Here is a 25426-nt window from a genome sequence, read left to right as displayed (position 1 = left end):
ATTGTTCTAATCAACAATGACGACATTGCCACGATTCCTAATCAACATCACCTGTATTATTTTCCCAACCAATTCTGGATTAATTTTCATGCGGTCGGCTATAAGTTCTATTACTTTTTCTTCATCTTTTTTAATAATACCATCGGCTAAGACGATTTCAATAGCCATAGAAAATAATGTGTCTTTATCGCTTTCGTTTATAAATTCAGAGCACGCTTCAACTAAACCAATACCACCAATTTTTAGTTTTGCTTCTACAACAGAGTTATAAAGTGGTGAAATATCTACACCCGAGAATTTTTGCTTATGAACTATCATTCTAGACAGTGCATCGATTTCCACATCGCTTACAACATTATCCGAGGACATACAAGCATATAGAATTCCAATCCAAGCCTCTAAATCTGAATGCGGTTTGTAAATAACGTCTTGTGTCTTTTTTATGAATTGATCAAATAGCCCCATTTTTGTGTATTTATATTTTTGTTAAAAATATGATTTTTATGACTTAAAGTTGCATTATTTACTTGTCGCAAAAATCATTAGCATTATATATTGTAAATATTTCATTTCTCAGAGTGACGCTAATGGTCTCGTATGACCATGAGTTATGAGATTAAAGTTAATGTTTTTCGGATTAACACTAGGATTAGCAATTTCGTATAGAGCTAGACGAAGTTAAAGCCGTCATAATTGGGCTAGACGCTATTATTTGCTAGAATTTTTCCATTCAGATAGTATACGTTTTCGTTTCTTTCGTTTTTTTCCTCTTACACGTTTCAATCTGTCTTTACTAAATAACCATGAAATGTACCTTTCCTTAAATTCGTTGTTATTTAGATAGTTATTTATACCTAAATAATATTCAATTTTATTTGGATTATTTGCGCAATAAGTCAACAAGCAATTCTGAATTTGGGTAACAGTATAGTATGGCATTACTTCAATTCTATCGGCCAAAATAATAGCGATTTCCCCTTTTGTTATATTGCGATTATGACATTCTGATTTAACTTGAGTTCGTGTAGAATCGGTAAAAAAACCTGAAAGTGTAAGCAAAGATTTTTCTCCAAAATTAATTATTCTTTTGGCTTGCACTGTTTTTATTATGTCTTTTGAGGTCTCTGTTTTGGTAATTGCGTTGAGTAATGAATCAATTTCAGATTTGGTTTGCGAAAAAGTCAAATTATGATTCAGAAGTAAAGTCAATAGTATTAATCCAAGTTGTTTCATTTTGTTTAGATTTATTTTCAAATCTATTCCTTGTTTAATTGTTTAGAAACTCTAAATGAGTGAATGGTAATTTTCAATTAGGCAGCGGTCTTCTCTGGAAGTTCTGTTCCTAATTTTCTTTCCAGATAATTTTTACTTTTTCGTTTGCTTTTGAATCCAATCTATGAGGTCATCTTTATCTAATGTATACCAAGTTGATTGGACAAACTTCTTTTGTGGCGGATTCAAAACAATTAACTCAGTATTTTTGTTTCCAGCAAGTTCTAGTTCGGCTAAAAACCCAACAATATCGGTAGCATTGTTTTCATATAATGTTCTGAGGTATTTCGTTAATCTATATTTTATAGCAGGTTCTATATAAGCTCTTATAGCATAGGTTTTGTATAACTTGATATTTTGATTTTTTTCGTCAAAATAGCTATATGAAGAGAAATTGTGATACTGTTCTGGCGCAGTTTTGGGTGTGCCTTTTAAATGAGTTTCCAACATATAGTTTATAAACTTTGGTTCCCAGAGACTAATCTTGTTGATTCTTATATCGCGTTTATGTTGATACCATTTTCTTGTCCAATCTAGCGTGAAGTTACAAAGGACAATGCCTTCAATATTGACCTTAAATTCATGGTTGCCTTCCTTCATAAATTTAATATATCTCATAGCTCTATGACCTACTAAACTTGCCCCTAAAAAGAAAACATTTTTATTTGGCAACTTATGCTTGACAAAGACTTCACGAATGTGATGATGTGTAGACTGCATTGATGCCTTAGAAAAGTAAAAGTCGAATGGAATTTCGGTAGACACAGATAGCACAGCAAAACCTTTTTCAGAAGCCTGATCATAAATTAGCTTTGCGTTCATGTTTTTTTTGTCGTATCCTGAATCCTCTAGAAAAATGAGTGTGCCTTTAATCGTCTTATGTTCTGGAAGCATCAGTGTATAACCGCTTTGGATTAATGGTACGAAATCTGCATCTCCTGGTCCAACTCTCAGACTATCCGTTTTTATTGGCTCGTAATGTTCAATCTGTTTCTGTGAAAAGGATTTTATACTGAAAAGGGCCAGAATGATTAAGAGGAATAGCTGAGAAGGTGTTTTCATTATCGTTTGTTTCAATGAGCAACTAAGATAACAAAAGGGGACGAATCTAAGGACACTCCCCAGATTTTAGCAATCAGTTTATTCGAGTAATGCCTCTGCTGCATAAAAAGAACAATCTGTTATGTCAGCATTTTCTAATATGTAAAGAGGAATCTAATATGGTCATTTTTAATTCCGAACTATTGATAAACCAATAAAGAGTATTTAGTCCTTCACTTTTGCATTTCTATCGGTGCCTCCATTATCATACAAGCCTTGCAGGGCAGTTATGGCGTTCCCTTCGTTCAAAAATCGTATTCTAAAGCTGTCCAGGCCATTTAACATAAATTCATTGTTACTATAAGGAATTAATTCATATTTCGTCCCTCGACCGCGTTGATAGAATAATTTACCTTTCTCGAAAGTCACAACACGTGGCCCATAAATTCCAGCGAATTTTTCTAATGTCTTAGCATCTAAGGTCACTGGATTCGTTTTTAACCTTAGTTCGGCGAGTGGCCATTCGTAAAACGCCTTTAGGCCTTCGTCCTTGTTATTTTTACTAAGTAATTCTAGAGCTTCCATATAGGCTACATCTAATGCGTCAATAGCGGGTGTCTCAATATGTGGGCTCACGCCAGTACCTTCCCAATTGGTATTAGTAATGGGGTTAATTGCTCTTCCTGTTGGAACCCAAACCATAAATCTGTCCGTAGCGACAACAGAACCACCAGGATGTGCTCCACCACCAGTAGTTTCGCCTACCAGAGTAGCACGCTCTAGATGCTTTAAATTATAGCTAAACTCTTCCGCTGCCGAAAAAGTTCCGCCACTAGTTAATACGTAAACGGGAGTATCTGGACTGCGCGTACCGCTCACATGTGGTAGGGTCCAGGTTTGAGAATTTCGATCTGATGGACGCCAATAGAAATTATTCAAATGAACTGGGTTACTTCCAAAGAGGTAACTCGTTATAAGCTGGATCATTGCAGGACTTCCTCCTCCGTTATTCCGAAGGTCGATAATAATCGCATCTGTATTACTCAAAAAGTTCATGGCAGATACTGCCGTTTCTCCAGCATATTCTACATCAGAAAAACTTCGAAGATCCAAATAACCAATATTGCCAGCCATAATTTTCACTTCCTTAAAGCCAAAGTTGTTGCGTTTCATATTGTTGATATAGCGATTCAAATAAGCAATACTATCTTCGGCAGTAACGGTCTGTTGTTGCTCGGCTATTCTCCCTGGAGCAAAAGTGACTCTTATATGTTTATCCTTACTGATTGCCCGAAGATCTGTAGTTAAAGTGTTGGCAAATTCCTGAGGATCTAGGATGGATTTATAATCGCCATCCTTAAGTTTCAATTCAATACTTGAGGCCATTTTCTTGGCAACCTCGGGGAAAACATAGTTTGCGTTTAGTTTACTAGATATAGAGTCAACAACAGTTTGATGCTCTTTGGGTGTTAATGGTTCAGCATTTTGCTGGGCATTTAGCGGAGAGGTGAGTAGTATTGAAAATGTAACTGTGATTGCAGCAAATTTGATTATAGCTTTCATAGTGTTATATTTTTATGCAATTGGTTCTGATTTTACTCAAAATGATTTCCAATTGATTAAGTTCGTTTTTTGATATTCCTTTTAATGATGATTTTCTGTTGTGGTGAATTATGGGAGGAAGCGTTTCCAATACGTCCTTTCCTTTGTTTGTGATTTCTATTTTGTAACGCCTTCTGTCTTCAGGATTCATTGAGCGTTTCAGGTATTTTTTCTGAACCATTGTATTGATCATTCGTGTCATTGATGCGTTGTCTTTAAATACCAGTTCGGCAATTTCGTTTTGAGTTAGGTCTGGATATTTATTTAGAAAGAGGAGTAACATGCCCTGGTCAATGGTCATGTCTTTTATTTTGTTGGAAATGTTCCTCTGTGCAAATTTTCGATATTCCTTAATGCTACTTTCTATGACATGAAATATTGTCTCTGACGGAAGGGGTAAGTCCATATATTATATATTTGATACAAATATAATTGATATATCAATTATATAAAAACGATTTAAGTTTTTTTTAAGTTTATAGTCTCTTTAGTTTTTAGTTTTAATTATTTTTCTAATTCTATTATTTATGATTTCGGATAAGTTCCAATTGTAAAGTTTAGAATCTGTTGTGCTGTAAAATGCTATAACAACGGCATCAATGTCTTTATAATATTTTGCAAAACTCTGGTATCCTGGTACCCAACCTGCATGTTCATACTCATAAATGGACGTGTATATGTCCTTTTCGTCTGGCTTAAATATGGACCCGTCATTTAATGCTCTTAGGAATGTCCCTACATTCTCTGCAGTGGCGAGCATGCCATGCTCATCTTCTTTTAAATCAAAAGGGTGCCCTACATGATAGCCGCTCATAACATGGTCTAAGTTTACATTATTTAAAGAGCTGTAAGTGTTGTTCAGGTTTAGTGGTATTAGAATTTCTTTTTCAATGAATTGAAAGTTATCGTAGCCGAGAGCGTCATCCATTATCTTATTAATTAAAAGGTAATTGGTGTTGCAGTACTCATAGTCTTCATTGGGCTCGAAATTGGCTGGTTTATCCAAAATTAGCTCAAGACTTTCTTCAAAGGTTTGGGATGGAGTCGCCCAAAAATTTGGAGCATCAGTAAAATTAGGAATACCGCTTCTATGCTGTATCAGTAATCTCAAAGTGATGTTTTCGGCATTTTGAATCCTTCCAACCAAATCGGGAAGATAATCAGCAATTGATTTATCTAATGACAGTTTGCCAGAATTTACCAATTTGGTAACTGCCACAGCATCATATAGTTTACTAATACTTGCAATTTTAAATAGTGCGTCTGGTTTGGCAGGTATTTTAGATTCTCGATTATGCCAACCAGAAGCAAAATATTGAGGAGCTTTGTTTGCTTGGTCAACATAAACGATTATTCCATCAAACCCATGATTAATGGCCTCATCTAACTGTTCTTGAATCGTATTTGGTAGAGGAAGAATCCATGCCTTTACTAGTAGCCATGGCACAAAAAACAATGAGGTTATTGTTCCAACAAATAGAACTATTCGAATTATTATTGTTTTTTTTCGTTTATTCATTACGATACGAACTTTTAATGTGTCTGTTAGTTTAAGATTAACATTAACATGTGCAAAGTAGCAATCATATCTTAACAATTGAAATTATTAATTTCTGAACTGTTGAAAATTCTTGATAGAATGTAGAATCATAATTTATTTCATCAAATAATCTATATCACTTTTGTGATATTTTAGGGTTTTTGAGTACACAAAATAAGTAAATTACTATATACATTATTAGCAACTAGAGTTTTTAGTTTGTGTCTAAAAAATCCTTTGCAATAATATCAACGACTTTATGATGAGCATTCCACTTATTATAAACTTCAGCTGCCCATTTTCGTATTAAGTCTTTAGATATTAATTCATTAGTGGACTTCTCTTTTATATAAGAGCTTGTGATTTTCCCTCGTTTATTAGTTTCTGGTGGAGATAGACGTTCAGTTTGTTTATGACGTTTATACTTATTCAGATAATCACTTAATTTAGGTGATAGCTTGTAAGTCCATTTTATATTATACTTAAAAATTAAATGAAGTCTTGTAAGATGAAAATGATTACTCCATCTACCATGAATTTCAGGATGTTGTAACGTGTGAGCATCAACAATCAGAAACTTATATATATGGTTTTCAGCATTAGCAAAATCAATATATTGAAATCCAAAATTAAAAATTTCTAGGCACTCATGAATTCCTCTTTGTGTCTTTGCTCCACAAAATTGACACTTGCCATTGTCTAAAAGTACTATTCCATTTTTTTTAGCTAAATCGATGTAATCTTGCATTATTCTTTTCGCTTATTGTCAACGTGTTCGTGTATGGTTTACTTCACTTTACTAAGTCGTTATGCTCATACGTTGCGTTGGCTAAAACTAAGTTAACAAAAGAAAACGAACCATAGGGAAATCTCAAGGATTTTTGGAGTACGCACAGAATAAGAATATGAGGCTGTATATGTTGCTGTATACTGTTTTATTTACTGTACATTATAGTTTTTATAAAATTCAGCTAAACCTTGATAAAAGGTTATATATGGAGTGGTCATGTGAATTTGATTCTCGATATAATCATATTTCCATGAAAGTGATTTAGGAGCTTTGTTTTTTAAAATTTCAACAAACTTACCAAGAGCTTCAGTAGCTCTTTCTCCCTCTGCTTCTAGCTTAGTCATAGTTAGATATATAGACGTGTCTAAGGTTGTGTTTTGCTTAAACAAATTTTCATATTTATCTAGTAATTCGGAATTCAAAATCTGTATAACTGGACTCGCTACGATATAATTGTCAAACAATGAGGGCTGTGTGGCTAAATAGTTTAAAACAAATGCCCCAGCCATAGAGTGACCAAAAATAGTTTTTTGGTCATTAGTTCTATATTTGTTTTCAACAAAATCTATCACTTCGTTCTTTATAAATTGCATAAACTTACCTCTTTCGCGAGCTAAATCCCTACCTCTTGTTCCTCTATTATTAGGGATTCCAACGATAATACTCTCGGGAATTTTTTCGTTCTCTTCTAGGATAGTTACTGCAATAGTGGCATGATAGAAATGGTTATTTCCATCTAGAAGATAAATGACAGGGTATTCTTTTTCGGAACTATCATAATTGGAAGGTAAATGAATTAAAATATCGCGTTTTTCGTTTAAGACATCTGATTGAAAGCTATATTTATCACCAATTTGAAAATTAATAGATTCAACATTGAGATTTTGTTGTGCTTGAATTGAAAAAACAAGGAATAATGTTATTAATAGAGAGTAGAATTTTACCATTTTGATTCGTTTAGATTTTGCTCGAAAGTATCACCATTAGATTGAAAATTAATTAGAAATTCTTCAAATTATAACTACTTTAACACTAGTTCTTAATTCTATGTTAAGTGATAACTTAATTAGATATTTGGAATGATATTGATCGAAGATCGCTTTTATCTATTCGAATTATAAATTGGTTGTATGCGCTGTTAGCGGTTGTTTGCTTTCTTAATTTTCCACTTCATCTGTTAAAAAAGCATCTTGAGATATGAGTTTTTTAAGATAATATCCAATTTCCCAATTGCGATGTACATTGCTGAAATATCCCGATCCAGGACCTTTGGCAAATAGAGGTACAACAGCAGCTGTATGATCTTTTGTTGACCATTTTATTTGCAGATTCGGATAAGTGTCAAAATCAGCTACGGCCGCAATACCACCTGTTTCGTGATCTGCTGTAAAAAGAACTAAAGTTTCTCCATTTGTTTTTGAAAAATTTAAAACAAGGGCAAGTGTTTCTTGAATAGATTTCAAGCCATTTAAAACCCTTTTAGAATCATTTTCGTGCGAAGCTGCATCCATTTCTTCACTTTCTAGGAGCAGCACAAATGGCTTATCTTGAGATGACATATAAGTTAATGCCGTTTCAGTTAAGGTTAAGAGATTAGGAGAAGAGTTCATGTCCTGAATTTCATCTTCCTTGAAAATTGCGGCTATAGGTTTTAAGAAACTATCGTTAGCAGGAATCTCTAACGACTTATCAAGAATTAGAAATCGCTTTCTTAAAATATCAAGACTTTCACTTTCTTCAGGCACGTCATCTTCACCCACATCTTCGAGTTCGCCAAAAATTAAATCTATTTCACTTGCTGCAATTTGTTTAAGGATACTTCTAGCATCATCCTCATTTCTAATATGTGCCGAAAATGCTGCAGGTGTGCCGTCCCATACATAGGAATCTGTTACTATACCTGTATTATATTGCCAATGTGATGCTAATTCAAGTACATTTTGTAAGGGCTTTTGGTCTTTATCGATACCAATATGACCAAAATTTGTTGATGTTCCTGTTGCCATAGCCGTTGCAGATGCTTCCGAATCTGTAAGTGGTCCATAGTAGGATCTTGTATCGTGCCATCCTTTAACGTCAAATTGGTGCCATACGGAAACCGTGTTTTCTAACTGCTGAGTTTGTAAGGCAAGAGATAAATGACTAAAACCCATACCATCTGCGATAAAGATTATAATGTTTTTTGGCTTGTTTTCTTTGTATTCAAAATTCACTTCTCTCTCAACGCGTTCAGGCGAAAACTCAATGTCAAATGAAGGTTTTGAAACTGAAATATTGAAGATGTACATTATACTAAAGAGAAGTCCAAGTAGTATTACTGTTGTTAGAAGGCTGATTTTTTTCCAGTTTTTCATAAATAATAACTTACGAGTTCGTGTATGATTTGTGCGGAATCGCCCGCTGGATTATTCCGCCTAAATTCAGCCGTTTTGATTTATACTTAATATTTTAGTATGGAACAAAACCACAATGTGTTATAGCTATTATTGGCGTGTCCTTTATTATATTATAAAAATATGACTTATTTAAAGAGTATTCAAGAATCCATTAAGATCTTGATCTTTTTCCAGTTGCAATTTTTTCTTTAATCTATATTTTGATTTCAGCACGCTATCTGGCAAAACATTAAGCATCGATGCAATTTCTTTTGTAGAAAGACTCATTCTAAGAAAAGAAGCTAAGCGCATTTCTTTTTCTGTAATATCTTCTGATATGGCTTTAATTTTATTGTCGAAGTTATTATGCACTTCGGAGAAATAAGATTTAAACACTTCCCAATCCTTGTCTTCAGCACTTTCCTTTTTAAGGAGCATTACCAAACGTCTAAACTCTACTTTAAAAAGTTCTGGTGATTTCTTGATCTTTTCTAAGTTTTCTTTAAGCTCTTGAATGAATGTATTTTTTTGAACTAGATGCAGTGTTTGAGAAGTCAGTTCTTTCTTTTTGAATTCAATTTCCTGTTTATAGATAGCTTCTTGCTTTTCACGCTCAATCTTATTTTTTTTAATACGTTGCTTAAACCCAAAATAAAGAAGTGCAGCAATGGCAATAAAAGAAAACATGCCAACACCATATAAGGTTTTTTGAAGATTACTTAATGACACATTTTTTTCTAATAACTCAATCTGATTTTCTCGTTTTTCAGCTTCATATAATTCTCTCATATTTGCAATTTCCTTCTCCTTGTCTTTAGTAAAAATAGAGTCCTTTTTTGTAATATATTCTTCATAAACCTCCACAGCTTCAGAGCTTTTATTATTTATGGCTAATGCTTCAGCATGTAACCTAACACATACTAAATAAGCATCAGAAATTCCTCTTGCCTTTTCTTCATTGTAAATAATAGTCGTTTCTTTTAAAGCCAAATCTTTATCATTCTTATCTATATATACTTGTGCGAGATAACGTCTACTCATATTTTCTAAAATCTTATTGCCTATTTCTTGAGATTTCTTAATTGTCTCTTTAAGGGTTGTAATGGCTTTATCGAAGTCGCCATCTAAATAGTAGGCATGCCCTAAATGCGATTTCCCAGTTAATATACCATTCTGATCGTCTATAGCTTCAAAGATTTGAATACCCTTTGGTAATTCTTCTAAAGCTAACTTATGGTTGCCATTATCGAGTGAAACCATACCTAGACTTATAATTGCAGCACCATACATTCCTTTATCATTTTCTTCTAAAAAACCATTAGCAGCTTCCCGGTAATTCGAAATGGCCAAATCATAATCACCATTTGAAGCATATGCATTTGCTAGTGTAAAAGACAATCCACTTTCCCTGTGAATGTCATTACTAGCTTCTACAAATACTCTAGTATCTAACAATAATTCAATGGATTTTTTAATATTACCAATTCGTCTATACGAACTGGCCAATCGAATTCTACTCATAGCTATTGTACTACTGTCATTTGCATATTCTGCCCAGTAAATGGCCTTTTCATAAGTTGGGATAAGACTATCAATTGTTCCATTTCTAGAATATGCGTAACCAAGCTCTCGTAACAATCTATTTGTTACTAATGGATGATTCTTACCATCAAGCTCTAAGCCGCGTTTTGCATAAGCAATATGATCTTCACTATTACCAACAAAATCTAGCACATTGCATATTTCAAAATACGTTTGCGCCAATATAGAATCATTATCTACTCTAATAGATTCTTTTAATGCATTTTCAAAAAAGGTATTACAATTTGATTTTTGTTCTTTGACACAATCTTTACCTTGATTAATAAATGTCATTTGTTTTTCTGGTAATTCATAAATTACATTTTGAGCATATAAGTTTAGTAACCCGAAGGTGATAAAAGAGAAAATAAAAAGAGGTCTTTGCATAATGATAATTTCTAGATAACTAAGTTAAACATTATAACTAGTTATTTTACTTCAATTCCGTTGTCTATCTATGTCAAAAAGAAGGTGATCCATGTCGTGTCCATAAAAAATCGAATGTTAAGGTTGTTAATATATTGATTGTCAATTACTTGTGTAAGTTAAATAATGTCTCGTCTATACATGTTTCATAACATGTGTCCATACTTTGTCCATGCCGAAAATTAGATTTTAGATGCTTTCATATCTAGTTTTGGAGTATAGAACAATCGATATAATCATTTTTGTGGTGTCTTATTTTGGATAAGGCTGCAGACTTACCAAACTAAGATTACTACAAATTCAATAACCACAAAAACAAATATTATGAAAACAACATTTAACATTGGGTTTCGAAAATTAGTTTATTTAGCCTTTTTATTATTAATCATTGGATGTAGCAAAGATGAAGATGTTATCGAAGGACCAGGACCAGGAGATGGAGAACTACAAGAAACAGCAGGAATTTCTGTTAATGACCTCGAAAGTTATCTTGGGGATATTGGCCTTAAAATTAATACAAGACCGATTGCAAAAAAAGGATATACGCCTGCAACGGTTACACTTGAAACAGATGCAGTTCACGGTAATTATGATCAAGAATTAACTGTTGATCCCTTCACACAAGTAGCGCAACTCTCTATTGCCATCGAAGATTTATCGGAAGATGCAGAAAATGAACTTCGAAATGGAATTCCTTTAAGTATTATCGTTAGAGACAGTAATAATCAAGAACTTATTTCTGAATCTTTTAGCATCGTTAACTTTTTAGAAAACGGTACTTCTATAATCCCTAATACTTCTGATTTACAATTTTTAACAGAAGAAATTAGCTTTAAAGAAAATATGCCCCATTTTCTTCAAACTGTTGATGCAAACGGAAATTATGGTGATCAAGTTGTAGAGAAACCATCCGCTGCAGGTAACAGCTTTACCAAATTAAAAAGAGATTTTTCTACATTTAACGCATCTTGGTCTAATCACCAATACTATTTTTATAAATTTCCGAATGAAGAAAATGTTTTTGCAATATATAGCAACCATACCAATAGTTATTTAAGAATTGGTAATACACAAAGACAATTTTCGCAATCAGGTGTATATTCTTATCCATCAACAGATCCAAGTGTACTTGGAGCAGATTTAAAGTTTAAAATAACTAAAGAAGATAATGGCCTATATGTAATAAGAGGCATGGCAGATAATAAAGTAATAAGAAGTTACACTGACGCCGGTGAAACCTACTGGCATACTAACAATTCTGGAACCATTCAATATTTTAGAATTATAGCATTAAATCTTTTCTGGAACGCCCAACAAGTTGAAACTACAGATTATCTTTCTCCTTTGTTTCCAGAGGTAGATTCAAATTTTGGTTTTAATAGTACTTTGGTAAACTGTACTCAAGGAGGCTTGTCACAGGTTGTTGGGATTAACGAAGTTGAAACTGTGTCAAGTACAGTAGGTTGGGAAGAATCATTGTCTATTAGCTCTCGAGAAGATTTAGAAGTGTCTGTAACCGTAGGTGTAGAGGCAGAGGCAAAGTTTTTTGGTGGTTCTGCCACAGCTAGTGGAGAAACAACAACTTCTTATGGATTTTCGCAGGAAGTTACGGAATCTCAATCGCAGTTCGAAGAAGAGACTGTTGAAGAAACTGTTGAATTTACGTTTGAACGAACAGTAACGGTTCCGCCTTTAAGTGCTTCCTTGGTATATGATGCCTATCAATCGTATTCAAATGTGAGAATACCATTTGTAAAGCAACTAATCATTACTGCTGATCAAATTGATCCTGCTAATGCTAATAATGTGTTAGGACCACTTACTGGTGCTGATTTAGTTACGCAATTAAGGATGAACAACTTTAATGGATTAATTACTGAAGTTGGGTCTAATTTTGTAAGAGTAACGTTAAGGGGAACAAGTATTTTAGATAATATTATTGAAACTCAAAGTGTATTTACACCTGCTGATTTTAACTGTAACTAATATTGCTAATAATAAGAGTAATTGTATTTAGAATTGCCCATTTTAAATTCTAAAAAAATGAAAACAAAAATATATTTAATAATCGTAGCATTATCTATAAGTAATAGTTGGGCGCAATTAAGTGTTACAGCTACTTCTACAGATTTTTCTATCGATTTCGACACCTCAATCAGTGGTGTTAATGAGGGAGCTTATGATGGTACAGGTTTTAACCCTGCTCCAAGCACAGGTGACTTAGACGGAAATGCATGGGAAATAACGGGTTTTAGTCTTGGTAACCAAGCCTATGATGCAACGAGTACAAGTGGAGATATGGCAAGAGGAAGCTCCACAGGAGAGGTTGCGAGCGGAGGTCTATATGCTTTTGAAGTAGCGGCTTCAGATTTTGCATTTGGCATGCAACCTACAGGCTCAGATTTTACACCAGGAACCATTACGTTAAAGGTAACTAACAATACTGGAATCACTATTTCTGATATAGAGATAGCCTATGAAATTTGGAATTTAAATAATGCAGATAGAGCAAACAGTTTAAATTTTTCGTATAGTACTGACGACTTATTCTATACAGATATTGGAGCTTTAGACTATACTTCTCCAGAAGCTCCAAATGCATCGCCTTGGGTTAAAAATGACAGAAGTACTGTAATAACCGGATTAACACTTGATAATGGAGATACCTTATACTTAAGATGGACAGGGAGCGATGAATCGGGAAGTGCCGCTAGAGATGAATTTGCTATTGATGATATTACAGTTAATTTTGCTAACACGCTTAGTATAGACGATTCTAATTTTGAGAAGATCAGTATTTATACCATAAATAACTCAATACTGATTGATGGATTACAAGCAGGCAATACCTTGTTAGACGTATATAATATTTTAGGAAAATTAGTAAATACTAATACTTTTAAAGCCACTGGTAAAATTCAAAAAATTGAATTGTCAGAATCACTTGATCAAGGCATCTACATTGTTCGTTTAAAAACTGAGAAAGGGATATTAAGCAAAAAAATAATAAAGAGATAAAACTGAACAATTAAGAAGTTTCAACCAGCTCTAGAAGGTCAAAAATCAAGTTAGTCGTAAACAAGCCATAGTTCACTATGGCTTTGTTGTTTTCAATCTACCTATCGCTCAATCATCATGAATGCGTAAACGATCTCTAATTTTTAAAATTAGCTTCTATGCTGTATACAGATTGCGTTGGCTAGGACGAAATTAGCAAAAGAAAACCAACCTAAGGGAAATCCGTAGGATTTCCCGAATACATAAAGAACAACCAATTAATCATACATGTTGTTAGCCGCTATCATTTACCTATCTTGGATCGGCATCATCTACATAGTTTTTCACGCTAATCTTTATCATATAGTGGTCAGATAAAAAGCGATCATGTTGTTCTAAATCAGATGAACGCAAGACATACTGCCTACTGTACTTAAATTCTGGTCTTTCCTCCGAGACAAATATTCTGTCAAATGGAGCTTCATTATATTGTTTACTCCAATATGTTGCCGAATCATTGTTGTTTAAATCAATAAATCCACGAGTAACAAACGCTTCTATTGCAGGTTCATCGTTGCGTAAAACGTTTGTATCTCCAAGTAAAATAAGGCTTGGGTCTATGGTGTCCTTGATTTCATCTAACGCATCACATAGCGTTTGAGCTTCTTTTCCTCGTACAATTCTATTTTTAGTTACACCTCCATAATTCGATTTCATATGGAGAGGAACAATTGAAATCGTTCTTTTTTCAGCTTGCTTTTCCCATTCTCCAGCAGAATTGCGACGCCAAGCATCAATTTCAGATGTGAAATGGAGAAGATGTGGTTTGCGGTCCCAGAGATTGTAATCTCCATCTTTATGTTTTACATTTAATGGAAATATATCACCAACAGTGAGTCGCTCAGTATTCCATAATACCGTACAGAGTTGAGAACGATCTCCTGATTTTCGGTTGGGCAGAATAACGTAACTCCATTTTACATTTAGATGCTCTTCAAGTAGAAAACAGACAACGTCTAAATCTGAATTTCTTCGTTCTGTAACGGCTCTACTCTCAATTAATGGTTGATTATCAAATAGACGAACCTCTTCGTCTGATGGGGTCACATAAACCTCTTGGAGTGCAATGAGATCTATTCCAGCCATCTCTATATGATCTGCTAAAGCGTATGCGCTTTGCTTTTTAGTAGCTCTTGATTGTCCAGAAAGGTGTTCAATGTTCCAACTTGCAATTTGTAGAGAACTCATAATATTTTATTTTTAGGATTAATAATTCAGTTGCATTGTAGCTATTAACTCGTGTATAGGGAAGTGTGCGTTAAATTGTTAATTTTCTAAAACCTCAGCACGTTTAATCTCAAAAGGTTTAAACCAATCCCAAACAGCGCCAACGCTAAATTGATTTCCCGAATCCACGAAACGAATATTATAATCGTCATGTCCATGATTGTATTTTACGAAAAACGCTAAATCATTAATTTTAAAGGGATACACGGTTATAAATAGCTCTACGCGCCAAGGTTCAACCGAAGGATGTGGTCGCTCTATAAATTCGGTATTGATTCCAAGAGAATACCTAAATTTTCCGGCGTAAGTATGTATGTATTCGTAATCGAGTTCAAAGCGATGCCTGCCATATATGCCAATATCAAAATCTGAAAACCCGCCCTTGTCTATAAGTCCGAATAATCTATTGTGAAATAGGGTGTAGGCACCAGAAAAAGAATGAGATATAAAAGGCGTATTGTTTTGACCAAAGCGATTCACTCTAAAATTTAGGCTGAGTTTAGTGAGATTGGTAGAAAAATTACCGTTGGTTCTATTGAGTAACTCAGACAGGTTGTCACTATCAGTAATCGTGGCGTGTAAGGCCGTACAGGCGTCCGACTCGTCAACCAAGGTAGAATCAAAAGTACAACCCGACTGTCCGTTTGAGAAATGACCACTTTCAACAGCAAACGAGAAAAAATTATTTCGTGGTGTTTTAACCAAACGTTGCCATCCCGCTAAAACCTTATACGATGGCATTTTCACAGGAACAGATTGTTCATCATACATTCTAATATGTGGTTGAAACGTAAAATAAAAGGCATCACTAGGTTTATGTGCAAAGTTCTGCATCACATAGCGCATATTGTTAGAAATACTATAATACACAGTTGGTTTGGCTTCAAAAAATATAGGCTCGAAGCTCACTAGATTACTCGACCACATGATGCTTGGCTTCTCATGAATAGGGTAGTACTCTTTAAATCCGCTATTAGATATGTTTTGTTTGGTCTTTGTAGAATCTTTTGCTATTTGAGCAAAGCAATAACTATGAATAAAAAGACTTAGGCAAAAAAATAATGAAAGTTTATGCATGGCAATAAATTTTATACGTCAGAAAGCAAAAATTTATAGGGAGAGATTAAATATACGATTTAATACTTTAAAATCTTAAATTTATAACATGAAAAACTATTACTTACTATTGCTAACTTTCTTCATATGTAGCTGCAATTCTCCAGAAGAAAAGAAAATTACTGAAACTAAAGGTATTCTTGAGGTAAATGAAGTTAAAACCCCTATAATCAATTTAAAAGAAGCAAATATATTAGCGCAATTACCTATTCATTGTGTTCAGGTTGAGTATCCAAATAAGCTCAATCAAACCATTGGTAGTGCAGCCGATTTACAATCGCCAAAAGCATTGCATCCTGCGTTTTATGGATGTTTTGATTGGCACTCTGCAGTTCATGGACATTGGAGTTTGGTGAGCTTATTGAGGCAGTTTCCTGAGCTCGAAGATGCTGAAAACATTAAAGCGATGCTCCTAGAAAATATATCTGAAGCCAATATTAAAGCAGAAGTAAATTATTTTTTTGGGCAATACAATAGAACCTATGAACGCACCTACGGATGGGCTTGGTTGTTAAAGTTAGCAGAAGAATTACATACTTGGGATAATCCTGTTGCAAGGGTCTTGGAGTCTAATCTCCAGCCGTTAACCGATTTAATCGTTACTAAATATTTAGAATTCTTGCCTAAACTCAATTACCCTATTCGTGTTGGCGAGCATCCTAATACTGCATTCGGACTCTCTTTTGCTTATGACTATGCGAAAACAGTTAATAATGAAGGTTTGAAGCGCCTTATAGAGCAACGTGCCAGAGATTTTTATCGTAATGATACTAATTGTCCCTTAGCTTGGGAGCCAAGCGGTTTTGATTTTTTGTCGCCATGTTTTGAAGAGGCAGCATTAATGAAACGTGTGCTTCCAGAACCAGAATTTGAAGGCTGGATTGATACATTTTTACCAGAATTAAAAGATGAAAACTTCAGTATTGAAACAGGAAAAGTAAGTGATAGAACAGATGGGAAGCTCGTGCATCTTGATGGTGTTAACTTTTCACGTGCTTGGAGTTTAAATGAAATCGCTAGAGGGTTGCAGCAATACAGTCACCTGAAAACTATTGCTAATCAGCATATAAATTACTCTTTACCAAGCATTGTGGGCGACAGCTATGAAGGCGGGCATTGGTTAGGGAGTTTTGCAATTTATGCCTTAAATTCAACAGATCGTGATTAAAAATTGGTTTAAAAATATTGGACCTGGGCCATTGGTAGCGGCGGCATTTATTGGTCCCGGAACTGTGACCGTTTGTACGCTGGCTGGTGTTGACTTTGGGTTTTCATTGCTTTGGGCGATGTTATTGTCGGTGTTTGCAACAATAGTTCTACAGGAAATGTCGGCACGTTTAGGAATTATATCTCAAAAAGGACTTTCTGAAGTGATAAGAACAGAAATTTCGAATCCATTTTTAAAAACACTAGCCATTATCTTAATTCTATCGGCAATCGTTATTGGAAATGCCGCTTACGAAGCAGGTAACATTAGTGGTAGTGTTTTGGGGCTCGAAGTATTGTTTGGGGATGCGTTTTCAAATTCAAGTGCAGTATTTAGTGTTCTTATTGGCGTTATTGCTTTTGTTTTATTGTTTATCGGAAATTATAAAGTGCTTGAAAAAGCGTTAGTGTCTTTAGTGATTTTAATGAGTCTAGCATTTTTAATTACTGCAATTTTAACAAAACCTGATATAAGTCAAATATTAAAAGGCTTATTTGTGCCTACGTTTTCTAGCGATAGCATTCTTACGATTGTTGCTTTAGTAGGAACAACAGTTGTGCCATATAACTTATTTCTTCATGCGGCTTTGGTTAAAGAGAAGTGGAAGGATAAATCAGATTTAAAACTGGCAAGGAAGGATACGATTATAGCAATAGTCTTAGGTGGAATAGTGTCTATGAGTATCATTATTTCGGCAGCTGCCATAAAAACATATGAGGTTAATAGTGCAGCAGATTTAGCAAAAGGTTTGGAACCTTTATTTGGTGATTTCGCCTCTTATTTCTTATCTATTGGCCTGTTTGCAGCAGGTATTACAAGTGCTATTACAGCGCCTTTAGCTGCGGCTTATGTCGCTTCAGGATGTTTGGGTTGGGGGTCTAATCTGAAATCGCCAAAGTTTCGTTTGGTTTGGATGTTTATTTTGGGGGTAGGAGTGTTGTTTTCTTCAATTGGCTTTAAGTCTATCGAGATTATAAAATTCGCTCAGGTAGCTAATGGTCTACTGTTGCCCATTATTGCAGGCTTTTTAATTTGGATAATGAATAAATCATCTATTCTTGGAAGATATAAAAACACTACACTTCAGAATGTTTTTGGCTTCGTTATTTTAGCTATAGCTTTATTTTTAGGAGTTAAGAGTATATTAAAAGTGTTTAATCTACTGTAATGATAGAAATTGATATTAATTGCGATTTAGGGGAAGGTGTTGGTAACGAAGCGTTCCTGATGCCCTTTATTTCTTCTTGTAATATTGCTTGTGGCGGTCATGCCGGAAATAAGATGACTATGAGTATAGTGGCTGATTTAGCAGAAAAATATAATGTAAAAATTGGCGCACATCCTTCATTTCCTGATAAAGAGAACTTTGGTAGAAAGTTATTGAATATGTCACCAGAAGCTCTTTATGATACTGTTTATACGCAGATAATGTCATTGAAAACTATTCTTGGAAATAAAGGACTTAACTTGCATCATGTTAAACCTCATGGCGCTTTGTATAACGCTGCTGTGGTTGATAAATCGGTTGCGCGCACTATCATAAAAGCTGTGAATGATATTGATAGTGGTTTGGTGCTGTACGCGCCTTATCATTCTCTTAGTGCCGAAATAGCTAAGCAAGAAGGTTTGCAAGTGATGTATGAGGCTTTTGTAGACCGAAATTATAATGAGGATTTAACCTTGGTGTCACGTCAGCAAAAAACAGCTTTAATAGATGATGCTGATCACATGTTTGAGCATATGTGTCACATGATTTTAAACGGAAAAATAATGACTGTGACTGGAGTAGAGATAGAAGTAAAAGCAGATACGTTTTGTATTCATGGCGATCATAAGAATGTGCTAAATAATTTAGAGCATTTAGTTGGTAAATTAAAGGAGAATAATATTGAAATTTCTTAAGCATATTTGACGAATTTTGAACTTACATATCGACGCTTTTCTGAAGACTCAATTTTAGTAGAATGGCCTCCTGAAATCACTAAAAGCATTGTCTATGATGTGCTGTCTTTTAAAAATATGATCTTAAATTATAATATTAAAGGAATAATTCAAATAAATAATGCATACAACTCGATATTAGTTATTTATGATTTCGCTATTGATAAAATCAATGATGAAATTTCAACGTTGAAATCCTTATACGATACACGAGTATGCATAAATAGACCAACGTTTAAATTGTGGCGAATTCCTGTGTGTTACGATGAAGAGTTTGGCTTAGATTTAGATGTTGTTTCTAAACAAAATAAACTGTCAAAATCTGAAGTTGTACGGTTACATTATGAACCAATATATACCATCTTTTTTATTGGGTTTTTACCCGGCTTTTTGTACTTAGGCGGATTGGATAAGCGGCTTCATTTTCCAAGAAGATCAAAACCACGAATACGTCTTAAAAAGGGAGCAGTCGCTATTGGAGGAGGTCAAACAGGAATTTACCCTAATGTAAGTCCGGGAGGATGGCATATTATAGGTAATTCTCCTATAGAGTTTTTTAAGTCAGCCAATGAGAATCCATGTTTTGCCCAGGCAGGAGATCAAGTTCAATTTGTTCCAATACCTAATTCAGAGTATAAGGTATTAGTTGAACAAATAAAAAACGGAACTTACCAATTAGAAAGTGAGGTGTTTGATGGTTGATGTCCTAAAAGCAGGCTTATTTGATACCATACAAGATTTTGGAAGATTTGGAATGCAAGACTATGGTGTTCCATATTCGGGTGTTATGGATACTTATTCAGCAACTCTAGGGAATTCTATATTAGGAAATGAAAAAGGAGCTGCTGTTATGGAATGTACAATTAATGGTCCGCAACTTAAGTTCAATACAGCAACCCTTATTTGTATTACAGGAGCGCTAATGCAGCCCAATTTAAATGGACAAACGGTTAGAAATAACAAGGCTATTTCAGTTAAAGAAAATGACGTATTGCGTTTTGGTAAGTTGCAGTATGGTTGTAGATGTTACATTTCAGTACTTGGCGGATTTCGTACTGAAATCGTTTTGGGAAGTAGAAGTATGTATCAAGGAATTACCTCCAAATTTAAAATAGAAAGAGGAGATAAGTTACCTATTTCTAGTCTCCATAATAGAAATACTGACAGCTTAGTTTCTATTAAAGTTAATGAAAAACACTTTCAAACTCTTGATGTAGATGTATTTATGGGGCCAGAATTTAAACAACTGAGTGTAGCACAACAGAAGCTCCTGTTTCATCAAACTTTTAGTATTTCTACTGAGAGCAATAGAATGGCCTATCAGTTTAATGAATTGTTTGTAAATGATTTAGATGAAATCATAACATCACTTGTTTTGCCAGGAACTGTGCAACTCACGCCATCTGGACAATTAATCACCTTAATGAGAGATGGTCAAACCACTGGTGGATACCCAAGAATTTTACAATTATCAAAAGACGCAATCAATATCCTGGCACAAAAGTCTTTAGGTGACAAGATTCGGTTTAAATGTATAAAATAGTAAGAAAAAACCTAAATTTTAACATAAATAGTGGTTTTGTATTAAGATTTTATATACATTACAATGCAATTAATTCAAAACTAACCAAATTATGAAAAGACTAGGACCAATTATTTTAGGGATTATTATTGGCGCTGCTGCCATGTATTTTTATTTTCATAATAATAAAAATCAAGACGGTATGAGTGATACACCAACACCAAAAGGCATTATTACGCCAAAAGAGATTAAAGTATTAACCGAAGCCTACAACCCTAGGTATGACAGCATTAATAATACTGTTTTTAGAGGCGTACAAAGCGGAGATAACCGATCATCATGGTATTCCTTGGAAGATTTACGCAATTTCCTTACACTTGCAGAAAAACAAGCAGGAGAATTAGGATACACAATGGATGGTGTTAGAATCTATCCTGGTGCATTGCCAGCAGGAATTGAGCGCCCCGGTTATTCAACATTTTTGTTTGTGCCAACAGGTTATTTAACCAAATCTGAAGGAGGCATGGCAAATATGAAACAAGGAGGTGGAAATGGTGACATTCCTGGAGGAAATGGATTGGATATGGGAGGAGAAGGAAGCCCTCCAGGTGCTAATTATCCTCAATAACCAGATTATATTTGAAGGAATTTTTATTTGATAACAGCACAATAATTACCAACGCGGTAGAATTTATTGCAGCGTTGTCTGGCACTTTATATTTAAGAAAGAATAAAAATTCAGTATTAAAGATTTTTGTTATTTATCTATGGCTCACTTTTTTTACAGAATTAGTGGGCCATTATACTTATATAATGCAAAATAACTATAGTTATGATTGGTTTGTAAAAATCAAGAATAGTTACTTTTGTTATAATAGATGGTTGTATAATGTCTATTCTTTTTTGGCGATTGGACTCATAGGGTTGTTTTATTCTAATTTAATGTCCACTAAGCTATTTCAAATAATAATTAGAAGTATTTTTATAGCATACAGCTTATTTGCTTTTGTTTTTTTTACGTTTACTGACGGATTTTTTCTAAGATCATTACCCTATAACTATATTTTTGGAGCGGTCGCTGTTTGTGCATATGTTATCTTGTATTTTATTGAGTTAATGCGCAGCGACGAAATTTTAACTTATTATAAACTCCCATCATTTTATGTGAGTATTGCCTTGTTGTTATGGTATTTATGCGCCACACCATTATTTATATTTGACAGTTATTTTTTAGCTGTAAATACAGATTTTGTATCGTTTAGATACTTGTTATTACTATTTATAAATATATTTACCTATCTATGTTATACATTCGGTTTTTGGTACTCACTCAAGAAGAGCAAGGAATAAACGAGGAGCAAATAGCTCTAATCGCATATGTTATTTTTGCTATATTATTGCTTTCAATAATGGTAATCTTGTTTTTTGTGACCTTTCAGAAACGAAAGAACAAGCTTCTTTTAGATAAAGTTAAACAACAACAGGAGTTTGATGAAGAAATCTCGCGTACACAAACAGAAATTCAAGAACAAACACTAAAACATATTGGATGGGAATTGCACGATAACGTAGGCCAATTACTAGCTTATGCCAGTATGCAACTTAATATGCTTGGCACTAAAGTACCAGACGATGTGAAATCAAAAGTTAATGAAACCTCCGATATTGTAAAAGAAAGTTTGAAAGAAGTAAGGTCATTGTCAAAATCACTTAATAATGAGGTTATATTAAATATTGGATTTGAAGACTCTATCACCAATGAACTTAGTCGTTTAAAACGCATGAAATTTGCTTCGGCCGAGTTGCACGTTAAAGGAGAGCGCCAAGAACTTAAGAATAAAAAACATGAGATTATAATCTTTAGAATTCTTCAAGAATTCTTCTCAAATTCTGTAAAATATTCTGAAGCCGATAACTTAAAGGTGGCTTTAAATTACAAACCAGATCAAGTAGATATTATAGCATCCGATGATGGTAAAGGTTTTGATGTCGATACTGCTGAAAAAGGATCAGGACTTATAAATATGAAAAGTAGAGCAGAACTTATAGGAGCAACATTTAAGATGACATCACAACCAAATGAAGGCGTTGAACTCACTATTAACTATCCCTTCAATAACTAATACTCACAGGCTTGCCATATTGGGTTTTTTGGTAAAGGTGCTACAACATCAATCATATTTTTTGATACAGGGTGAATAAACTCTAAACGCCTTGCATGTAAACTAATGCTAGCATCTTTATTACTACGCCCAAAGCCATATTTTAAATCACCCTTAATAGGTGATCCTACGGATGATAACTGACTCCTAATTTGGTGATGTCTTCCCGTTTCTAACGCAATCTCTAGTAGGTAATAGTTGTCAAGCGTTTTTAATGTTTTGAAATGCAAAATTGCTTTTTTACTGCCTTCAACTTCTTTTGTATACGCTGTCGATTTGTTATTCTTTGGGTTTTTTTTGAGCCAATTAATTAAGGTGCCTTCTGGTTTTTGAGGTAACTGTTTTACAATAGCCCAGTAGGTTTTAGAGGTTTTTTTTTCGGCAAATAATTTATTGAGTCGGGGTAAGGCTTTACTCGTTTTTGAAAACAATACAATGCCAGTCGTTGGCCTATCCAAGCGATGTACTACACCTAAATACACATTACCAGGTTTGTTGTATTTATCTTTGATATAGGCTTTTACAACATCACTTAAAGGCATGTCTCCGGTTTTGTCGCCTTGTACAATATCACCAGCACGCTTATTGACAATGATAATATGATTGTCTTCGTACAAAACTTGGAGATTAGTTTTATTTGATACTATTTTTTTTAAATCAGACATGTAAATTTACCTTGTTAAAGATTTTATGACAGTCTCATGCTGTGGAAATAGCTCAGTAAGGCTTTTACAAGATGCTAAAGTGAAATCTCTAAAGTCAAAACCAGGAGCAACTGTGCATCCTAAAAAAGAAAAGCTATTAGGCTTTGAAATTTTTGCCGCAAACCAATAATTTTTAGGTACTACAAATTGAGGTACTTGTCCATTAAGAATATCATTGCCAATCATTACGGTAGATAAAGCACCGTCTTCAGAAATCATGGTTAACTCTAAAGCATCTCCCATATAGAAATGCCACATTTCATCTTGATTTATCTTGTGAAAGGCCGAAAAATCATCAGATTTAAGTAGATAATAAATTCCTGTACAATAATGTCGTTGGTCTTGAAATACTTGAGGTAAGCAATCTTTAGAAATGACACCCTCACTACGATAGGTTTCCTTATAATAACCACCTTCAGGATGTGGTTTCAATTCTAATGTCTGAACAATAGTATCTAATGAATCCATTAATTTAATATTGCTCTTTGTCATTAGGGAATTTAACGGCTTTTACATCATCAACATATAGACCAATAGCTTTGGTCATGTCTTCATATAAGTTCATATAACGTCGTAGAAAACGCGGATTGAATTCATGTGTCATACCAATCATGTCATGTAATACAAGAACCTGACCATCAACACCAGCGCCAGCACCAATACCAATTACAGGAATAGAGACACTTTCTGCAACTTCTTGAGCTAACTTTGCAGGGATTTTTTCAAGAACAATTCCAAAACATCCTGCCTTTTCCAACATTAAAGCATCATCCTTTAATTGTTTTGCCTCTTGTTCTTCTTTGGCTCTAACAGTATATGTTCCAAATTTATAAATAGATTGTGGCGTTAAACCTAGATGTCCCATCACAGGAATCCCCGCATTTAGAATGCGTTTAATAGATTCTTTAACTTCTTTGCCGCCTTCCATTTTAACAGCATGTCCTCCAGATTCTTTCATGATTCTAATGGCCGAACGGAGCGCTTCTTTTGGATCACTTTGGTAACTTCCAAAAGGCAAATCAACTACAACTAAAGCCCTATCAATTGCCCTTACAACAGAGGAAGCATGATAAATCATTTGATCTAGAGTAATAGGTAAAGTTGTTTCATGTCCCGCCATGACATTACTTGCCGAATCACCAACTAAAATAACATCTACACCAGCTTCATCAACAATTTTAGCCATGGTGTAATCGTAAGCCGTAAGCATTGATATTTTCTCGTTGTTTTGTTTCATGTCAACAAGAGACTTCACAGTAATTCTTTTGTAATCTTTTTTTGCTACAGACATATTGTAAAAATTAATTATCCGTAAAAATACAGAGTTTTGTTAAACTTTATTTATTCTGAGTGCTAAAAACGATTTATTTTATAATTTAACTGAAATTTTAAACTCATGAAAAACTCTATCTTTCTAATTGCCTTTTTGGTAACGACATTTTCATTTTCTCAAACATCACAAAGCGATGAAGTTAAAGCAACAGTTGAACGTTTTTTTGAAGGGTTTCACAAAGGTGATACAAGCATGATGAAATCTGTTATGATGCCAAAAGTAACCATGCAAACAGCTTTTATTAATAAAAAAGGTGAAGGCGTCTTTGTTGATGATGGAGGGCCAGATAAGTTGCTAAATGCAATAGCAAACAGGCCTGATGATCAAAAATGGGATGAACGCTTAACAAAATTTAATATTCAAATTGACGCTAATTTAGCCGTAGCATGGGTAGATTACGAATTTTGGTTCAATGATAAATTTAGTCATTGTGGTGTAAATTCTTTTCATCTCGTAAAAACGGAAGGCAAATGGAAAATTATTTATTTAATCGATTCACGACGAAAGTCAAATTGTCAAAAAGATTAATT

General features: G+C 34.2%; 25 protein-coding genes. 10 read left to right on the top strand and 15 right to left on the bottom strand.

Translation table 11 applies throughout. The annotated features are described in order from the left end of the window. Positions 1-6: 6 nt before the first annotated feature. The 10 genes from Q0787_RS09100 to Q0787_RS09055 form a co-directional block, all read right to left on the bottom strand. Positions 7-465: a tellurite resistance TerB family protein gene (locus Q0787_RS09100; protein WP_298902179.1), complete on the bottom strand. Its 459-nt coding sequence runs from the start codon at positions 463-465 to the stop codon at positions 7-9. Between the two features lie 243 nt (positions 466-708). Next, positions 709-1233, bottom strand: a complete 525-nt coding sequence (locus Q0787_RS09095; protein ID WP_298902178.1) for a hypothetical protein — start codon at positions 1231-1233, stop codon at positions 709-711. 132 nt (positions 1234-1365) lie between these two features. After that, positions 1366-2334, bottom strand: coding sequence for a hypothetical protein (locus Q0787_RS09090; RefSeq protein ID WP_298902177.1), 969 nt, complete (start codon positions 2332-2334; stop codon positions 1366-1368). Between the two features lie 204 nt (positions 2335-2538). Further along, a complete protein-coding gene (locus Q0787_RS09085) occupies positions 2539-3876 on the bottom strand; it encodes a S41 family peptidase (protein WP_298902172.1) in 1338 nt (445 codons plus the stop codon). Between the two features lie 4 nt (positions 3877-3880). After that, positions 3881-4321, bottom strand: coding sequence for a MarR family transcriptional regulator (locus Q0787_RS09080; RefSeq protein ID WP_298902171.1), 441 nt, complete (start codon positions 4319-4321; stop codon positions 3881-3883). 81 nt (positions 4322-4402) lie between these two features. Next, positions 4403-5434, bottom strand: a complete 1032-nt coding sequence (locus Q0787_RS09075) for a serine hydrolase (RefSeq protein ID WP_298902169.1) — start codon at positions 5432-5434, stop codon at positions 4403-4405. Between the two features lie 235 nt (positions 5435-5669). Beyond that, on the bottom strand, positions 5670-6203 hold the full coding sequence (locus Q0787_RS09070) for a DUF5946 family protein (RefSeq protein ID WP_298902167.1): 534 nt from the start codon (positions 6201-6203) through the stop codon (positions 5670-5672). 191 nt (positions 6204-6394) lie between these two features. Next, positions 6395-7192, bottom strand: a complete 798-nt coding sequence (locus Q0787_RS09065) for an alpha/beta hydrolase-fold protein (protein ID WP_298902165.1) — start codon at positions 7190-7192, stop codon at positions 6395-6397. Positions 7193-7402: 210 nt separating this feature from the next. Continuing rightward, positions 7403-8599 carry an alkaline phosphatase gene (locus Q0787_RS09060; RefSeq protein WP_298902163.1) on the bottom strand — a complete coding sequence of 399 codons (1197 nt, stop codon included), beginning with the start codon at positions 8597-8599 and terminating at the stop codon, positions 7403-7405. Between the two features lie 171 nt (positions 8600-8770). Further along, the gene (locus Q0787_RS09055; protein WP_298902162.1) at positions 8771-10588 is read right to left on the bottom strand and encodes a hypothetical protein; all 1818 of its coding nucleotides are present in this window, start codon (positions 10586-10588) and stop codon (positions 8771-8773) included. 363 nt (positions 10589-10951) lie between these two features. Here Q0787_RS09055 and Q0787_RS09050 point away from each other — a divergent pair, with 363 nt between their 5' ends. Further along, positions 10952-12613, top strand: a complete 1662-nt coding sequence (locus tag Q0787_RS09050) for a hypothetical protein (protein WP_298902161.1) — start codon at positions 10952-10954, stop codon at positions 12611-12613. A 57-nt stretch (positions 12614-12670) separates the two neighbouring features. After that, a complete protein-coding gene (locus Q0787_RS09045; protein ID WP_298902160.1) occupies positions 12671-13645 on the top strand; it encodes a T9SS type A sorting domain-containing protein in 975 nt (324 codons plus the stop codon). Positions 13646-13936: 291 nt separating this feature from the next. Here the strand turns inward: Q0787_RS09045 and Q0787_RS09040 are convergent, their stop codons facing one another. Together Q0787_RS09040 and Q0787_RS09035 are read right to left on the bottom strand one after the other, a co-directional pair. Further along, complete coding sequence (locus tag Q0787_RS09040; protein WP_298902158.1) at positions 13937-14872, bottom strand: endonuclease/exonuclease/phosphatase family protein; 936 nt, start codon at positions 14870-14872, stop codon at positions 13937-13939. A 78-nt stretch (positions 14873-14950) separates the two neighbouring features. After that, positions 14951-15988 carry a hypothetical protein gene (locus Q0787_RS09035; RefSeq protein WP_298902156.1) on the bottom strand — a complete coding sequence of 346 codons (1038 nt, stop codon included), beginning with the start codon at positions 15986-15988 and terminating at the stop codon, positions 14951-14953. 88 nt (positions 15989-16076) lie between these two features. On the opposite strand from Q0787_RS09035, the gene Q0787_RS09030 reads away from it, so the two are divergent. From Q0787_RS09030 to Q0787_RS09000, 7 genes are all read left to right on the top strand, one after another. Continuing rightward, positions 16077-17195 (top strand): DUF2891 domain-containing protein, encoded by a 1119-nt coding sequence (locus Q0787_RS09030; RefSeq protein WP_298902153.1) that lies wholly within the window; start codon positions 16077-16079, stop codon positions 17193-17195. After that, positions 17188-18402 carry an Nramp family divalent metal transporter gene (locus tag Q0787_RS09025; RefSeq protein WP_298902152.1) on the top strand — a complete coding sequence of 405 codons (1215 nt, stop codon included), beginning with the start codon at positions 17188-17190 and terminating at the stop codon, positions 18400-18402. The genes Q0787_RS09030 and Q0787_RS09025 overlap by 8 nt, the downstream gene beginning before the upstream one ends. Then, on the top strand, positions 18402-19136 hold the full coding sequence (gene pxpA / locus Q0787_RS09020; RefSeq protein ID WP_298902150.1) for a 5-oxoprolinase subunit PxpA: 735 nt from the start codon (positions 18402-18404) through the stop codon (positions 19134-19136). The genes Q0787_RS09025 and pxpA overlap by 1 nt, the downstream gene beginning before the upstream one ends. Before the next feature lie 6 nt (positions 19137-19142). Further along, positions 19143-19877 carry a 5-oxoprolinase subunit PxpB gene (gene pxpB, locus Q0787_RS09015; RefSeq protein ID WP_298902148.1) on the top strand — a complete coding sequence of 245 codons (735 nt, stop codon included), beginning with the start codon at positions 19143-19145 and terminating at the stop codon, positions 19875-19877. Further along, the gene (locus Q0787_RS09010) at positions 19870-20718 is read left to right on the top strand and encodes a biotin-dependent carboxyltransferase family protein (protein WP_298902147.1); all 849 of its coding nucleotides are present in this window, start codon (positions 19870-19872) and stop codon (positions 20716-20718) included. Before pxpB ends, Q0787_RS09010 begins: the two co-directional genes overlap by 8 nt. 91 nt (positions 20719-20809) lie before the next feature. Continuing rightward, on the top strand, positions 20810-21325 hold the full coding sequence (locus tag Q0787_RS09005) for a hypothetical protein (protein WP_298902145.1): 516 nt from the start codon (positions 20810-20812) through the stop codon (positions 21323-21325). Between the two features lie 673 nt (positions 21326-21998). Further along, positions 21999-22820, top strand: coding sequence for a histidine kinase (locus Q0787_RS09000; RefSeq protein WP_298902143.1), 822 nt, complete (start codon positions 21999-22001; stop codon positions 22818-22820). Here the strand turns inward: Q0787_RS09000 and Q0787_RS08995 are convergent. The 3 genes from Q0787_RS08995 to panB are packed head-to-tail and all read right to left on the bottom strand — an operon-like array spanning position 22817 to position 24854. Next, the gene (locus Q0787_RS08995) at positions 22817-23524 is read right to left on the bottom strand and encodes an RluA family pseudouridine synthase (RefSeq protein WP_298902142.1); all 708 of its coding nucleotides are present in this window, start codon (positions 23522-23524) and stop codon (positions 22817-22819) included. The genes Q0787_RS09000 and Q0787_RS08995 overlap by 4 nt on opposite strands. Before the next feature lie 6 nt (positions 23525-23530). Further along, entirely contained in the window at positions 23531-24031 is a 501-nt protein-coding gene (locus Q0787_RS08990) for a cupin domain-containing protein (RefSeq protein WP_298902141.1), read from the bottom strand. A gap of 4 nt (positions 24032-24035) precedes the next feature. Continuing rightward, the gene (gene panB / locus Q0787_RS08985) at positions 24036-24854 is read right to left on the bottom strand and encodes a 3-methyl-2-oxobutanoate hydroxymethyltransferase (protein WP_298902140.1); all 819 of its coding nucleotides are present in this window, start codon (positions 24852-24854) and stop codon (positions 24036-24038) included. A 105-nt stretch (positions 24855-24959) separates the two neighbouring features. On the opposite strand from panB, the gene Q0787_RS08980 reads away from it, so the two are divergent. Continuing rightward, positions 24960-25424, top strand: a complete 465-nt coding sequence (locus Q0787_RS08980; RefSeq protein ID WP_298902138.1) for a nuclear transport factor 2 family protein — start codon at positions 24960-24962, stop codon at positions 25422-25424. Positions 25425-25426 lie beyond the last annotated feature (2 nt).

It is taken from the genome of uncultured Psychroserpens sp. (assembly GCF_947492715.1).
Taxonomy (GTDB): Bacteria; Bacteroidota; Bacteroidia; order Flavobacteriales; family Flavobacteriaceae; genus Psychroserpens.
Note: the sequence above shows the minus strand (reverse complement) of the source record. Positions and strands in the feature narration are given on the sequence as shown.